The sequence below is a fragment of the Catellatospora sp. NPDC049111 genome (assembly GCF_040648615.1).
In the GTDB taxonomy this organism is placed as follows: domain Bacteria; phylum Actinomycetota; class Actinomycetes; order Mycobacteriales; family Micromonosporaceae; genus Catellatospora; species Catellatospora aurea.
In genome coordinates this window covers 78,060-93,049 of the sequence record NZ_JBEZEB010000006.1, presented here as the reverse complement: position 1 = coordinate 93,049, position 14,990 = coordinate 78,060, and the positions used below count along the sequence as shown (strand labels likewise).

Annotated in this window: 14 protein-coding genes; 10 read left to right on the top strand and 4 right to left on the bottom strand. The window is 71.7% G+C overall.

The window, feature by feature from the left end; all coding sequences use genetic code 11:
* Positions 1-17: 17 nt before the first annotated feature.
* Complete coding sequence (locus AB0B66_RS11200; RefSeq protein WP_360526563.1) at positions 18-1,019, bottom strand: glycosyltransferase family 4 protein; 1,002 nt, start codon at positions 1,017-1,019, stop codon at positions 18-20.
* Between the two features lie 205 nt (positions 1,020-1,224).
* Between AB0B66_RS11200 and AB0B66_RS11195 the strand changes: the two genes are divergently transcribed.
* The 10 genes from AB0B66_RS11195 to AB0B66_RS11150 all read left to right on the top strand — a co-directional run bounded on the left by AB0B66_RS11195 (position 1,225) and on the right by AB0B66_RS11150 (position 13,073).
* A complete protein-coding gene (locus AB0B66_RS11195; RefSeq protein WP_360526560.1) occupies positions 1,225-1,722 on the top strand; it encodes a hypothetical protein in 498 nt (165 codons plus the stop codon).
* A 69-nt stretch (positions 1,723-1,791) separates the two neighbouring features.
* A complete protein-coding gene (locus AB0B66_RS11190; protein ID WP_360526557.1) occupies positions 1,792-2,331 on the top strand; it encodes a GAF domain-containing protein in 540 nt (179 codons plus the stop codon).
* A gap of 30 nt (positions 2,332-2,361) precedes the next feature.
* Complete coding sequence (locus AB0B66_RS11185; protein WP_360526554.1) at positions 2,362-4,446, top strand: EAL domain-containing protein; 2,085 nt, start codon at positions 2,362-2,364, stop codon at positions 4,444-4,446.
* A 93-nt stretch (positions 4,447-4,539) separates the two neighbouring features.
* Entirely contained in the window at positions 4,540-6,480 is a 1,941-nt protein-coding gene (locus tag AB0B66_RS11180) for a sensor domain-containing diguanylate cyclase (RefSeq protein ID WP_360526551.1), read from the top strand.
* A 195-nt stretch (positions 6,481-6,675) separates the two neighbouring features.
* Positions 6,676-7,587: a hypothetical protein gene (locus AB0B66_RS11175; protein WP_360526548.1), complete on the top strand. Its 912-nt coding sequence runs from the start codon at positions 6,676-6,678 to the stop codon at positions 7,585-7,587.
* A 19-nt stretch (positions 7,588-7,606) separates the two neighbouring features.
* Positions 7,607-9,142: a serine/threonine-protein kinase gene (locus tag AB0B66_RS11170; protein ID WP_360526545.1), complete on the top strand. Its 1,536-nt coding sequence runs from the start codon at positions 7,607-7,609 to the stop codon at positions 9,140-9,142.
* Entirely contained in the window at positions 9,139-9,735 is a 597-nt protein-coding gene (locus AB0B66_RS11165; RefSeq protein WP_360526542.1) for an FHA domain-containing protein, read from the top strand. Before AB0B66_RS11170 ends, AB0B66_RS11165 begins: the two co-directional genes overlap by 4 nt.
* Positions 9,736-9,804: 69 nt before the next feature.
* Positions 9,805-10,557: a DUF4184 family protein gene (locus AB0B66_RS11160; RefSeq protein WP_360526539.1), complete on the top strand. Its 753-nt coding sequence runs from the start codon at positions 9,805-9,807 to the stop codon at positions 10,555-10,557.
* Between the two features lie 100 nt (positions 10,558-10,657).
* Positions 10,658-11,644 carry a phosphotransferase gene (locus AB0B66_RS11155; RefSeq protein ID WP_360526536.1) on the top strand — a complete coding sequence of 329 codons (987 nt, stop codon included), beginning with the start codon at positions 10,658-10,660 and terminating at the stop codon, positions 11,642-11,644.
* A gap of 64 nt (positions 11,645-11,708) precedes the next feature.
* Complete coding sequence (locus AB0B66_RS11150) at positions 11,709-13,073, top strand: alpha/beta hydrolase domain-containing protein (protein WP_360526533.1); 1,365 nt, start codon at positions 11,709-11,711, stop codon at positions 13,071-13,073.
* A 37-nt stretch (positions 13,074-13,110) separates the two neighbouring features.
* On the opposite strand, the gene AB0B66_RS11145 is transcribed toward AB0B66_RS11150, so the two are convergent.
* The 3 genes from AB0B66_RS11145 to AB0B66_RS11135 form a co-directional block, all read right to left on the bottom strand.
* Entirely contained in the window at positions 13,111-13,497 is a 387-nt protein-coding gene (locus tag AB0B66_RS11145; protein ID WP_360526530.1) for a DUF488 family protein, read from the bottom strand.
* A 27-nt stretch (positions 13,498-13,524) separates the two neighbouring features.
* Positions 13,525-14,418: an acyl-CoA desaturase gene (locus tag AB0B66_RS11140; protein WP_360527226.1), complete on the bottom strand. Its 894-nt coding sequence runs from the start codon at positions 14,416-14,418 to the stop codon at positions 13,525-13,527.
* A 167-nt stretch (positions 14,419-14,585) separates the two neighbouring features.
* A complete protein-coding gene (locus tag AB0B66_RS11135; RefSeq protein ID WP_155368292.1) occupies positions 14,586-14,789 on the bottom strand; it encodes a cold-shock protein in 204 nt (67 codons plus the stop codon).
* Positions 14,790-14,990 lie beyond the last annotated feature (201 nt).

Below are 14,990 nucleotides of genomic sequence, written 5' to 3'. Positions count from 1 at the left end.
GTAGCAGTAAGCAGAGGTCAATCGACGATCGTGTGATACAGCCGCAGGTAGTCGTCGACCATACGGTCGGCGGAGAACCGCTCCCTGGCCCGGTCACGGCAGCGCTGCCGATCGATGTCGCCGATGCGGGACACGGCCGCCACCGCCTGGCTGACGTTGTGCACGAGGCGCCCGGTCACGCCCTCGTCGACGACTTCGGGCATCGAACCCCGGGCGTACGCCACCACGGGTGTGCCGCAGGCCATCGACTCCACCACGGCGAGCCCGAACGGCTCGGCGAAGGCGATCGGATGCAGCAGCGCAGCGGCCGACGACAGGATCTCGCCGCGCTGCTCGGGCCCGACCGAGCCGAGGTAGACGACCTGCTCGCCGTCGACGTGCGGCAGGATCTGCTCCTCGTGGTAGCGCTGGTCGGCGACGATGCCGCAGATGGTCAGCGGCAGCCCGGCCCGTCGCGCGATCTCGATCGCGGTCCGGGTGCCCTTGTCGGGATGCACCCGGCCGAAGACGACCAGCCCGTGCCCGGCTGCGGACCGGTATGGGAACTGGTCGAACGCGATGCCGTGGTGGATCGTCGCGGCGTAGTCGAGGTCGGGGGAGCGGTCCGAGTCGGATATGGACACGTACCGCGACCGGGCGCGCGTGTATGCGGGCAGGATCGCCGCGCCGGAGAACCCGTGCACGGTGGTCAGCAGCGGCGCGCGGCAATGCTGCGAGAAGGCCAGGGGCAGCCAGTCCAGGTGGTTGTGCACCAGGTCGAACTCCGCCGACCGGCCGAACGCGTGCGCGACGTGCATCGCCTCCCAGACGCGGCCGTCCATCGCCGGATCCTCGGCGTAGCCGTGGGCGCACACGCCGTCGAGGGTCGCCGCGGTGCGCGAGTCGAGCGTGGCGAACAGGGTGACGTCGACGCCGCGAGCCGTCAGGCCCTCCGCGAGCAGGCTGGTGACCTGCTCCCACGGCCCGTAGTGGTGTGGTGGCGTACGCCAGGCCACCGGTCCTAGCAGGGCTACCTTCACGCCGACCTGGTTCGAGGCATGCGGCTCACCCTACGGGACCGCGCGACCGCGGCGCCGCGCGGAGGCGGAGCGGGCCGCGCTGATCAGTCCGGGACCTGGTGGATCACGTTGCCGCCGATCGTCACGATCATCTAGGGTGCCACGGGTGCCATCCACTTTGTCCGGACCGTGCCGTGCCGGCGTGAACCTTCGAGGAGCCTCCCCCATGCGCCGTACCGCCGTCTCCGTGCTGCTGGCCCTCACGATGCTGGGCGCGGCAGCCTGCGGTGACGAAGCCGCGCCGCAGGCCGTGCCCTCGGCTGCCCCGGCGAGCAGCGCCGCCGCGGACCCGGTCGCGAGCCTCGCGTTCGCCTGCGAGGCCGCCGACGGCCTGTACGCCACGCTCAACAAGCAGACGCAGGCGCACATCCAGCGCGGCTTCGCGGCGGAGAAGCGCGGCGACGCGGCGACGGTGGCCAAGGAACTGGCGGCGCTGGAGCCGATGTTCCTCGCCGTGTCGGCGAAGTTCGGCGAGGCGGCGGACCGGGTGGACGACGCCGAGGTGGAGCTGGCGCTGAACGACCTGGCCGACGCGGCGTCGACGGCGGCGTCGTTCACCACGTTCGCCGAGTTCGGCGCGATGCAGCAGTTGACCGTCTCCGCCGAGTTCGTCCTCATCCGCAAGTGCCGGTACTCCGGGTACAAGATGGTCAACCTGGTCTGACGCTGTCACCGGTCAGACTGCGGTTTCACCGGACCGCGTGCGCGGCGATTTCAGCCGATATAATATTGAATGTTAAGCGGGAGTGGGAGGGGGCGAATAATGCAGATTATTTCGGTCAGTCCCATTGACTGGGCGATCGACATGATGGATGGTGCGAAAACCGTCGAGGACGTCCAGACCGCCCTGCGATGCAGTGGGCGGGCTGCGGTGCAGGCTCAGGGTGTGACCGTCGTGCAACTTGAGGACGGCCAGTGCCATTACCTGTGCGAGGACGCGATGAGCCCGCTGTGGCAGGGCCAGCGTTTCCCCGCCACGTCGTGCATCAGCGGATGGGCGATGCTGCACGACCAGACCGTGGCCATTCCCGACATCCGCGCCGACGACCGCATCCCGCAGGCCGCCTACCGCCCGACGTTCGTCCGCAGCCTGCTCATGGTGCCCATCCGGGTCGCCGGTGTGCCGGTCGGCGCGATCGGGGCCTACTGGGCGGATCTACACCAGGCGACCGCCGGCGAGATGGCCGTGCTGGAGCGGCTCGCGGAGGCGGCGGGCCGGGCGCTGGCCAGGCTCTCGGCGCCCGCCGGTCGTACGTGCGCCCTGGCCGTCTGAGGCCGGAACCGGACCCCCGCGGCGGCGTGGATGACCGCCTACGAGCCAGACGTGTCCTCCCCGCCGCGTGAGCGGGCCGACGCGGACAGGGTGCTGCGCGACGTCGCGGCCGAACTGGCCGTGGCCGCGAGCGCCGAGGACGTGGTCGAGGCGCTGGACCGGGCCGTCACCCGGCTCGTCCCGGCCGGTTCGCCGCACGAGTTGCGCATCCTGCTGCCGGAGGACTCTGCCGGGTCCGCCGACCGGCTGCCGGGCCGGGACGAGGTTGCCGGGCTGGTCCTGATCGAGGTGGACACGCCCCGTTCGGGGTTGGTCGGCGTCCTGCTGATCGATCGCGCCACCGCGGCGACACCCCACCTGCGGCCGGCCCTGCAGGTCATGTCGGCACAGGCCGCGCTGGCGGTGGAGAGGATACGGCTGGCCGCGGAGGTCAGCCGCTACCGGAGTTTCCGTGAGATCGAAGCGTTGATGGAGCAGACCCGCGACGTGGTGCTGATCATCGACGAGGACGGCTGCATCCGGTACGCGAGCCCGTCGGCGCGGCACGTTTTCGGCACCTCTGCGCTGCTCCATGCCAGGCTGCTCGACTTCATCGACGTCACGCAGCGACCGGCGGCCGAGTTCCTGCTACGGCACGTGCGCTCCGGCGGCGCCGGTGCGGGGGAGAGCCGCGCCGACTGGACCGTCCAGGCGCTGGACGGCAGGACGCCCATGGTCGAGGTCGCCTGCCGGGAGCTGTGCCCGGCCGGTCCGGCCCATGATCTGGCGCTCACCCTGCACGACGTGACCGCGCAGCGGCGGCTCGAACACGACCTGACGGACCGCATGTTCCACGACGCCGTGACCGGCCTGCCCAACCGGGTGCTGTTCGCCGAGCGCACCGAACACGCGTTCGCCGCCGGTGCCGGCCTCATCGCGGTGCTGCTCGTCGACCTCGACGACTTCAGTTCCGTCAACGACAGTTTCGGCCACGCCGTCGGCGACGAGGTCCTCCACACGATGAGCGAGCGATTGCGGGACGTCGTCGGCGGCCACGGGGTCGCCGCCCGGTACGGCGGCGACGAATTCGCCGCGCTGATCCAGGACGCCGACACCGCGGCAGACGTCGAGCGCGTCGCGGCCCGGCTCTGCCGATCACTGGCCGAGCCGATGCGGACCAGCGGCGGAACGGTCGTGGTCTGCGGTGCGAGCATCGGGGCGGCCACGAGCGCGCCGGGCGGCAGCGCACACGAGCTGCTGCGCAACGCCAATCTGGCACTGCGCGCCGCCAAGAACGCCGGCGCGGGGCAGTGGCGCAGTTACGAGCCGTCGATGACCGACCAGGCGCGGCAGTCGGAGCTGCGCGCGGCCTTGGGCGCAGCCGTCGACGGCGAGGAGTTGCTGCTGGAGTACCAGCCGATCGTGGCTCTTCGTACCGGCCGCACGGTGGGCTTCGAAGCGCTGCTGCGCTGGCAGCATCCGACCTGGGGCCGGCTGCTGCCGGGCGAGTTCATCGAGATCGCCGAGGAGTCGGGGCTCATCGTCCCGATCGGCGAGTGGGTGCTCGCGGCGGCGATGCGGGCCGCGGGCCGGTGGCGCGACGCGGCGCGGGCACGCGCTCCGTACGTGAGCGTCAACGTCTCGGCCCAGCAGTTCCGGTCGGACGGCTTCGTCGACACCGTCGTGGGCCTGCTCGCGCAGACCGGGCTGCACGCGCACCGGCTCGTCCTGGAGATCACCGAGAGCCTGCTCCTGCGCGACGACGACAAGGTGTGGCACGCGCTCGAACTGCTCCGGGCCAGGGGAGTGCGGATCGCCATCGACGACTTCGGCACCGGCTACTCCGCGCTGGGCTACCTGCGGCAGATCCCGCTGGACATCGTCAAGCTGGACCGGCTGTTCGTCCGCGGACTCACCACCTCCCGGCGGCAGCGGGACCTGGTGGAGGGCATCGTCACGCTGACCCGGGCGTTGAGCCTGGACGTGGTGGCGGAGGGCATCGAGACCGAGCAGCAGCGCCAGGGCTGTATCGCCACCGGCTGCACCTACGGCCAGGGTTACCTGTTCGCGATGCCCCTGCCGGAAGCGGAGACGCATCGCTGGCTCGCCGAGGCGGATCGCGGTCAACCACCCTGATGGCATCTACTTTCGTGCCTATAGTCCCATTTGTCGTGAGTCGATGACTGGGGCATCCTGGGGACAATGGTCGCGGTTCGGAGGCGGTTCCGAATGTCCACCGACGCAAGCTCCGGCACTGCCGCCGGCGAGAGTCCCGGGCCGCGCGGGCCCGCCGGAGTCCGGGTATGGATCGGGTATGCGTGGCTGTCGCTGTCGCTGCTGGCGGCCTACTGGGTGGCCGCCGGGCACGCCCTGACGCAGGCGGTCATCTTCACCGGTTCGAGCCTGGCCGCCGTCGTGGCGATCCTGGCCGGCATCCGGCTGAACCGGCCCACCAGCCCGGGAGCGTGGTATCTGCTGGCCGCCGGGCAAGCGGTCTACCTGCTCGGCGGCGTGTGCTGGTATGTCGTGGCAGCGGCGCAGGGCAGGCCGACCATGTTCCCGTCGCCCGCGACGGAGATCTACCTGGCCTCATACGTGCTCAACGGGCTGGCGCTGGTGCAGCTCATCCGTGCCCGGCGGGCCGGCGGGGACTGGTCGGCACTGCTCGACGCCCTCATCGTCACCGTCGCGTTCACCAGCGCCTACTTCGTGCTCGTCGTCGCACCGCTGCTCACCACGTCGGAGCTGTCCCGATACGGCCAGCTGCTCGCCGGCCTCTACCCGTTCCTGGACATGATCTTCCTGATGCTGGCGGTCCGGTTGTTCCTCGGCGTGGGCAGGTCACGGCGTGCGCTCGTGCCGCTCGCCGCCTGGGCGGCCGCCCTGCTCCTGGCGGATCTGGTGTACGGCCTCGAACAGGTCCGGGGGGTCGGCGACGACGGCGACTGGCCGTTCTACGGCTACCTGGTGTCGTTCCTCTTCGTGGGCGTGGCCGCCCTGCATCCGGCGATGCGCGACGTCACCGCGCACCGGGAGGAGGCGGGCACCGCCGGCCGCGCCCGGCTGGCCGCGCTCGCTCTGTGCGGTCTGGCCGTGCCGGCGCTGGTCGTCGACTCGGTCCGGCAGGGGCAGCAGATCGAGCCGATCGTGCTCGCCTGCGCCTCGGCGGTCATGTTCGTCCTGCTGATGCTCCGGGTGGGTGACCTGCTCAGGAAGATCGTCGCCGCGGGCCGTCGCGAGCAGGCCCGCCTCCAGCAGTTCCTCGAAGCGATACCCATCGGGGTGGATGTCCGGGATGCCGGGACCGGCCGGTCCGTGTACGCCAACCAGGTGGCCGGCCAAATCCTCGGTTACGAACCCGGGCGGGTCCACTCCCCGGCGCAGCTGCCCCACCTCTACACCACGGGCACCGGCGAGCCCTATCCGCCGGACCGGCTTCCGGTGACCCAGGCCCGGCAGGGCCACGTCGCCGCCGTCGAGGACATGGAGGTCGAACGGGACGCCCAGCGCCGGCAGCTGCGGGTGGTGGCGACGCCGATCCGGGACGGCGAGCGGGTCAGCTATGTGCTGACGGCGTTCGCCGACATCACCGCCGAGCGCCGGATGGCCGAAGAGCTGCGCCAGCTCGCGGTGATCGACGAGCTCACCGGCGTCAACAACCGCCGGGGTTTCCTGCTCGCCGCTCGCCAGGAGCTGGCGCTGGCCGAGCAGGCCCGCCGGCCCGGTGTGCTGCTGTTCGTCGATCTCGACGGACTCAAGATCATCAACGACACCTACGGCCACGGCGTCGGCGACCACGCCCTGGAAAGCACCTCCAAGCTGCTGCAGGCCAACATCCGCCGACGCGACGTGCTGGGGCGTATCGGCGGTGACGAGTTCTGCGTGCTGCTGACCGAGGCGGGCCGGATCTCCGACGTCGATCTGTGGACCGGACGGCTGCGCGAGCGGGTCAGCCGGCACAACGAGACGAGCCGCCAGCCCTACCGGCTCGCGCTCACGGTCGGGGCGACGTTCATCGACCAGGGCGCCCCGAACACCATCGAGGACCTGATCGCCCGCGCCGACGCGGCCATGTACCAGGCCCGGGAGCAGCACAACGGCCAGGACTTCCAGGGGCCGGTGCGGATACTGCGGCTGATCCAGGACACCAGGCCGACCGGGGCCCCGTGACCTGCGTGTCGACCACCACGGAACCCTCGCGACCGGTCTCCCGCCGCGCCGGCCTTACCGGAAGGTAAGACCGGCCTGTCCCGCCGGCCCGGAATTGTCACCTCGCTGCCATATCGCCGATCATCGACCAGCCGACATATTTGTCCTCGGCAGCCGGCGTCCGCCCGGCTCGACGAGAGACTGAGGCAGAACGCGATGAGCGCGATGAGCAAGCTGCGGCTCCCGGCCGTCACGGCCGCGATCGTGCTGGCGCTGGCCGGCTGCGTCCCGGGTTCCGGCGGCGGGCCGGCGGACCCGTCCCGCCCGGCCGCTTCCGGCAGCCCCGCGGCGGCGGCGCCGACCGAGATCCAGATCAACAAGTCCTACTGGTATGCCGGGTTCAAGACGACCCTGGGCACGGCACGTATCGTCACGTCGTCCTCCGGCGCGAAGACGGTGACGATCGAGGGCGTCTTCCAGAACCTGAGCCCCGAGCACCCGCGTGAGCCGACGTCCGACGTCCTGCTGACCGTCGGCGACCGCACCTACGCCGAGCCGGACAACGGGCTGGAGCAACTGCCCGAGGTCCCGGCGCAGCGCAGCCAACCCGGCACGTACGCCTTCGCCGTCGACGAGCACTTCGTGCTCACCGACGCGGTGCTCGTGGTTGGCAAGCCGGTCGACCGCCAGGCGGCGATCCCCTTCACCGGCCCGGACGGGCTCGTCGCGCTGGAGCCCAGGCCTGTGCCGGTCACCGGCAAGGTGCTGCGGGAGAAGACCGGTGGCGTGTACTTGACGGTCTCCGCCGCCGAGGTGCGCGCCGACGAACCCCTCCTGCACGGGCAGGCGCCGACGGGCCAGGAGTTCCTGCGGCTGACCTTCTCCGCCACGAACGACACCGCCGCCGGGTTCGCCTGGGTCTTCGACCGCGATCTCCACCTGAGACTGCCCGACGGCACCGTGATCGCCACCGCCGACAACTGCAGCCGCGCGCAGATCTACCCCGCGCCGCACGCCACCGCCACCGGTGGGCTCGCCTGCTTCCTGGTGCCCTCGCCGGCGAGCGGCGAGTACCTGCTCACCTGGAACCGGTATGCGAAGGGTGCGCTACGCGTGCCGGTCAATTGACGGTCGTAGAATGCCGGCGATGACGTTGGACGCCGGCCGCGGTGACGGGACACGCAGGACCGGCGCACCCGCGCCGGTCCTGCATCCTGGCGATCCGCGGCAGGTGGGCCGGGTGCGGCTGCTCGGGCGGCTCGGCGCGGGCGGCATGGGAGTGGTGTTCCTGGGCCAGGACAGCACCGGCCGGCAGGTGGCCGTCAAGGTCATTCGAGCGGACTACGCCCGCGACAGGCGGTTCCGAGCCCGGTTCGCCGCCGAGGCCGCCGCCGCCCGCCGGGTCGCGCGCTTCTGCACGGCGCAGGTCCTCGACGCCGGCACCGACGGCGACGTCGCCTACCTGGTCACCGAGTACATCGAGGGCCCGACGCTCACCGCCGCGATCGACGCCGACGGGCCCATGCGCGGCTCCACCCTGGACAGCCTGGCGATCGGCATCGCCGCCGCGCTCAACGGTATCCACGCCGCAGGTGTGGTGCACCGCGACCTCAAGCCCGGCAACGTGCTGCTGTCCCGGGTCGGGCCGAAGGTCATCGACTTCGGCATCGCCCGCGCACCGGACGACCTGACAAGCCTGACCGAGTCCGGTGACCTCGTCGGCACCCCGGCCTACATGGCGCCCGAGCAGTTCCGCGGCACGGCGACCACCGCCACCGACGTCTTCAGCTGGGGCGCGGTCGTCACGTTCGCCGCGACCGGCCGCCTGCCGTTCGGGACCGGCACGCCGTACGAGCTGATGCACCGCATCCTGTCCGACGCCCCGGACCTCGGCGGGCTTGAGCAGCCGCTGCGCGGACTCGTCACCCGGGCGCTCGACAAGGAGCCCGCCCGCCGTCCGACCGCTCGGGACCTGCTGCTCGCACTCGTCGGCGACGCCGCCGACCCGATCGACGCCGGCACCCGGATCCTGTCGGCGCAGTGGACACCCCCGCCTGCGGTCGCCGCCCTGCCCCACCCCGCACCGACCAGGATCGACGACAGCGGTCCGGCCGGACCCCTGCTCGGCCGGCCACAGGTCGAGCGGGCCGCGCCAGGACGGTCTCGGCGCACACCGGCGCTGGTGGCGACCGCTGCGATGGTCGTCGCGGTCGTCGCCGCAGTGGCACTGCGTGGCCCGCTCGCAGCCGGACTCGACGGTGCCCACCCCGATACCACGTCCACCTCGACCGGCCGGGTGCCGTCCTCCCCGGGCGGCCCGGCAGCGTCGCCGCCCGCAGGACCGCATGCTGCGGCGTCGTCCGGTTCGGAGACCGAGGGGGTCCCGCAGGTGATCAGTCTGGGGAAACGGCTTCCGGAGCAGGGCAGCCTGTCCGTCGGCATAGGCAAGGTGGCCCGCTACCGGCTGCACCTGGCCACCGCGCGCGGCATCTACCTGACCGGCCACGAGTGCAACGATCCCGTGCCGTGGCGACTGTCCCCGGCGGGTGGTGCCGCCGTCGTGTCCGGCACGCTCGGCTGCGCGCAGGCCGGGCCGTACGCCCTGTCCGCGGGGGACTACGACCTGAGCATCGGGGGAGCCGGCGTCGGCGGGAAGTACGCCCTGACGGTGGCGGCCCGATGAGCGGCATGACGGCCCACCTGGAGATGTGGGGACCGACGGGTGTGTCGACGATCCCGCTCGGCGGCGACCGGGTGACCCTCGGCAGCTCCGACTCCAACGACATCGCCGTGCCCGCCGACCGCATCCTGTCGCGGCTGCACGCCGTCTTCGAGCACTACCCGGCCGGCTGGTGCGTACGCGACCTCGGCTCCCGCAACGGGACCTTCGTCAACGGCCGGCGCATCTGGCAGGAGCACGTGCTCGCCGACGGCGACGAGATCCGCGCCGGCGCGTCCCGCTTCGTGCTACGGTCCGGCCGCGTGCCCGCCGGGCAGGTCACCGAGGCGGGCGCCGCCCCGCCGGACCTCACCGGCCGCGAACGCGACGTGCTCGTCCAGCTGTGCCGGCCGCTGCTGGACGGCGCGCTGTTCACCGAGCCCGCGTCCAGCCGCGAGATCGCCGCCGCGCTCGTCGTCACCGAGGCCGCGGTCAAGCAGCACCTGCTGCGCCTGTACGAGAAGTTCGGCATCGTCGGCGAGGGGGAGCGGCGGCGGGTGCGCCTGGCCAACGAGGCGATGGCCCGCAACGCGATCAGCCGCAACGATCTTCGCTGAACCCGCTGTGGCAAGCCTGCCGGACTCCGGCGGGCCATCCGGGGCACGCGTGCGAGGTTAGGATGTGCGATGCCCTTCACCGCAGGCCATCCGGCTGCCGTGCTCGCCCTCGCCCGCTGGGGGCTGCCGGGCTCGGCTCTCGTGATCGGCACCGTCACCCCTGATCTGCCGATGATGCTGCCGTTCCCGGAGATCGTCCACTTCGGGCATACGCCCTGGGGCCTGGTCACCTCGGACCTGGTGCTCGGCACGGTCGCCTTCGTCCTGTGGCAGTCGGTGTTCGCTCCGGTGGTGCTCGACCTCGCGCCGCACGCGATCGCCGCCCGCGTTCCGCGCGACGCGCCCCGGGGACTCGCCTACCACCGCGCGTCGTGGGGCCGGGTCCTTCGGGTGCTCGCCGCGGTCCTGATCGGAGCCGCGACCCACCTCATCTGGGACGGCATCACCCACGACTGGATGTGGGGACCGCAATACGTGCCGTGGCTGGCGGCTCGGCAGGGCTCGCTGCTGGGCTGGGAATGGGCGCAGCGGGTCAGCGACGTCGCCGGGACCGCGATCGTCGCCGGGTGGGTCGTCGCCTGGTGGCGTCGTGCGCCGGTACGTGCGGACGCGGCCGTGCTGCCGCTGCGGCCGCGCGTGCTCGCCTGGGCGGTGATCGGAGTTCCGGCCGCGGCCGGATTCCTGTACGGGCTGCTCACGAACTCCGTGTTCGCCGCCTTCGCGTGGGGTGCCGGGCCGGGCACCGTCGGCCTCGTGGCCGTCACCGCGGTCTGGTGGTCGCGTTCGCGGCGAACGGGTGACCCGGGCACCACCACGGCCTGACCCGTCGAGGCCGCTACGAGCAGCGCCGCGGTGCCGCGCGAATCCCGGTTGCCGACGTGCGCACATGCGGGCATCCTCTACCCGGACTCAGGAGGCGATCTTGGAACGGCGGTTCGTCGAGCACGATCAGATGGCCGGTCTCGTGCGCGAGGCGTTCGGCGCGGCGCGGCGACCGGTCGACGTGGTCCGGCTCACGGGCGGCAGCAAGAAGGGGGTGTACCGGCTCACCCTCGACGACGGCGGGTCGATGATCCTCTATGTCTGGGGCAACGACGAGAACTACTGGCCGGACGGCGGCGACGACATCGCCGATCCGTTCGCCGACGCCTCGGGTGCGGACCTGTTCGAGGCAAGCCGCGCACAGATCGACGCCATCGGGGTCCGGACACCCAGGTTGTACCTGATGGACCGCAGCGGCAGCCACCACTCGGCGGACCTGGCCCTTGTCGAAGACGTCCGCGGCGGCACGCTGGAGGCGCTCCTCGCACGTGACCGGCGGGCGGCAGAGGCGGCGCTGCAGGCGCTCGGCGACGCGCTGCGGGCGATGGCGGGGCAGCGGAGCCCGCACCTCGGCAAGGTCGCGCTCGTAGCGAACGGGACGGCCCCGCAGGACCGCAGGCCCGAGCAGGTCGTCCTCGACCGGGCCGTGCGGCACCTGGCGGTCGCCGCCGAACGTGCCGAGCGTATGCGCCCGTCGAAGAGCCGGATCGAGGACCTGATCCGCGAACGTGCCGCCGCCGTACGGCCACGCGAGGAGTACGGCCTGATCCACGGCGAACTCGGACCCGATCACATCCTCGTCGACGGGCAGGGCCGGCCTGTGCTCATCGACATCGAAGGCGCCATGTTCTTCGACGTCGAATGGGAGCACGCGTTCACGAGCATGCGGTTCGGCAGCGCGTACGCACCGCTGCGGCAACCCGGCCTCGACACCGCCCGCCTGGACTTCTACCGGCTCGCGCACTCCCTGGCGCTGATCGAGGGCCCCCTGCGCATCGCCGACGGCGACTTCCCCGGCCGCGAGTTCATGCTGAGCATCGCGGACTGGCACATCGGACAGGTGCTGGCGGCGGCCGGAGCGCGCTGAACGCGATCGACACTGGTGACATCGCCGATGCGGGCGCGGGCGCGGCTGTCCAGGATGCTGGTGTATGAAGCATCGTCGCACGTACCGCGCGGTCGTCGCCGCCGCTGTGATCGTGACACTCGTCCCGGCCGTGCCCGCGGTCGCCGGCGAGCGGTCGCCTGTCCCGATTCCGGTGGTCTCCGCGCCGATCCCGGGCACGGTGCCCGGTGACCGGCTCGCGCCGGCCGTCGAGGACACCTATCCGTTCTTCTCCACTCCCGACGATCTCGCCGCCAAGGGGTACGTCGAGCAGGAGTTCTACCTGTCGGGCGTCGCCGACGGCTGGGACACGTCAGGCAACCAGGTGGCCACCGACGTGCCGTACCGTACCCGGATCGTGGTGCGCCGCCCGTCCGCCGACCGCAGGTTCAACGGCACGGCGCTGGTCGAGTGGCAGAACGTGACCGCCGGCTACGACCTGGACGCGCTGTGGAACGGCGCGGCCATGATACGCGCCGGGTACGCCTGGATCGGCGTGTCCGCCCAGCGGGTCGGCGTCGACCAGCTGCGCGGCTGGAGCCCCGCACGGTACGGCGGCCTCGACGTCACCGGCGGCGGACAGTACGTCGCCGACGAGCTGTCCTACGACATCTTCGCCCAGGCCGCGAAGGCGGTCGGCGCGGGCGGCTCGCCGCTGGGGCGGCTCGACGTCCGCACCGTCCTCGCGATCGGCGCTTCGCAGTCCGCCGCGCGGATGACGGTGTACTACCAGAGCATCCTGCCGAAGGTCGAGCCGGTGTTCGACGGGTATGCCTTCATCGTCGGCAGCGCGCCGACCCGGGTCGGCCCGGAGCCGGTGTTCCAGGTGCTGTCGGAGACCGACGTGCGCACCCCGATCCGGCCGTCGCCCGACACCGGTCAGTTCCGCCGCTGGGAGGTCGCCGGCGGCGCCCACTCCGGCTGGCGCGGCCAGCAGTACCGGGCCCCGATCTCGGTCCGCGACCTGGGAGCGGCCCCGGTCTACGACTGCGCCCAGCCGCCGTTCAGCCGGGTCCCGGTCGACCACGCCACCGCGGCGGCCTACGACCACCTGGTGCGCTGGGTGCGCACGGGTGCCGCGCCGCCGACCGCCCCGCCGCTGCTGTTCAACGCCGACGGCACCAAGGCCCGTGACGAACTGGGGCTGGCCCTCGGCGGCATCAGGTACTCCCAGGTGACGGTGCCGACGGCGCGCAACACCGGGGACAACGCCGGGCAGTCGTTCTGCTTCCTGTTCGGCAGCCACCAGCCGTTCGACCAGGCCACCCTCGACGGGCTGTACCGCACCCGCGGCGGCTACGTCGCGAAGGTCGTGCACGCCGACCTCGGCAACGTCCGCTCCGGCTACCTGCTCCCCGCCGACGCCCTGGGCAATCTCCGCGACGCCCTCGCCTCCGGCGTGGGTGGGTGATTCCACCGCGGTGACGCGGCACGGATTGCGCGCCGCGTCACCCCTTGGCCGTCAGGCGCTTGGCGAGCACGTCGACGTGGCTGCCCGGGAACTCCTTCACCGCGGTCAGCAGCGTCACCGGGCCGTCGTGCAGCGCCCGGCGCAGCTCGGCCAGTGCCTGCCGCGCGGCCGGGTCGTCGAGTTCGGCATCGTATCGGGTCACGAACTCGGCCTGGCGCTCGTCGGGAGCCTCGTGATACCAGCGGCGCAGCTCGTTCGACGGGGTGAGGTCCTTGGGCCACCGCGCGATCTCGGCGCGTTCCTTGGCCAGACCGCGCGGCCACAGCCGGTCCACGAGCACGCGCAGGCCGTCCTCGGGCGAGGGCGGGTCGTACACGCGGCGCATCCGCAGGTTTGCCGCCGGGTCGGCGCGTCTTGTCGGCATACGCCCATTGTCGGACGGCGAACGGCGCTATCGTGCGCGCTTGGCGTCGAGTCGCTCAGGCACCGGCCAGCGCACGTCCCGGGCGAGCCCGAGCTTCTCGAAGATCCAGATGAGCCGGGCGGCCGGGTCGAGCTGGCCGCGCAGCACGCCGTGCCGGGCTCCGGTCGGATCGGCATGGTGGGAGTTGTGCCAGCTCTCGCCGAAGGAGAGCAGCGCCAGCGGCCAGAAGTTGGTGGCCCGGTCCTTGCTGACGAAGGGGCGGTCGCCGACGACGTGGCAGATGGAGTTCACCGACCAGGTGACGTGGTGCAGCACGGCCATCCGGACCAGCCCGGCCCAGAAGAAGGCGCTCAACGCACCCGCCCAGGTGCCGGTGACCAGGCCGCCGATCAGCGCGGGGGAGAGCAGCGACACCGCGACCAGCGGGCCGAACAGGCGGTCGACCACCTGGATGTCGCGGTCGGCGACCAGGTCGGGGGCGAACCGGGCCCGGTTGCTCACCTCGCGCCGGAACATCCAGCCGATGTGCGCGTGGAACAGGCCCTTGAGCACCGCGGTGACGCTGGTGCCGTAGCGCCAGGGGGAGTGCGGGTCGCCCTCCCGGTCGGAGAAGGCGTGGTGCCGGCGGTGGTTGGCGACCCACTGGGTCGGCGAGCCTTCGACAGCGAGCGATCCGGCCACGGCCAGGGCGACGCGCAGCCCGCGCCGTGCCTTGAACGACCCGTGGGTCAGGTGCCGGTGGTACCCGGCCGCGATGCCGAAGCCGCTGACCAGGTAGGTGGTGATCGCGAGGGTCAGGTCGACGCCGGACAGGCCCCAGCCCCACGCGATCGGCACGGCGGCGAACAGGGCGAGGAAGGGGGTGACCACGAAGATCCAGATCGCGATCGCGCCTGCTCTGCTCTGCGGTGGGGCGAGCATCGGCTTCGGTCCCTGCGCGGTACGGGGGACATCGAGGTGATCGACGACTGCGGTCGGTGTGGTCGCGCCCATGCGACTCCTGTCTGAGATCCGGTGGTGAGGTTCGAGCAGGCCGGTAAACGACACGGCCGGGAGCCCGATGGGTTCCCGGCCGTGATCAGGTTTGCTCAGAGGACGCGAACGCCCGCCGCCTGGGGGCCCTTCTGGCCCTGCACGATGTCGAACTCGACCTTCTGGTTCTCCTCGAGGCTGCGGAAGCCGTTCGACTGGATCTCGGAGAAGTGGACGAAGACGTCAGCGCCGCCGCCGTCCACGGAGATGAAGCCGAAGCCCTTGTCGGCGTTGAACCACTTCACGGTGCCCTGTGCCATGTCGTTCCTCCTCAGGAATGGGGCCGCACTCTGCGGCACCCAGCCGTTGTCCCGGCGGCAACATCCGCCCCAAGAGGAAGACGAAACCACCCGCGTGACCTGATTCGCGGGTGTCAAAAGATCAACTACTGAACACGCAAAATCACGACTGAATGACTACAACTCTCCCACACCCGCCGCGATTCCCGGCACGCGGCTCCA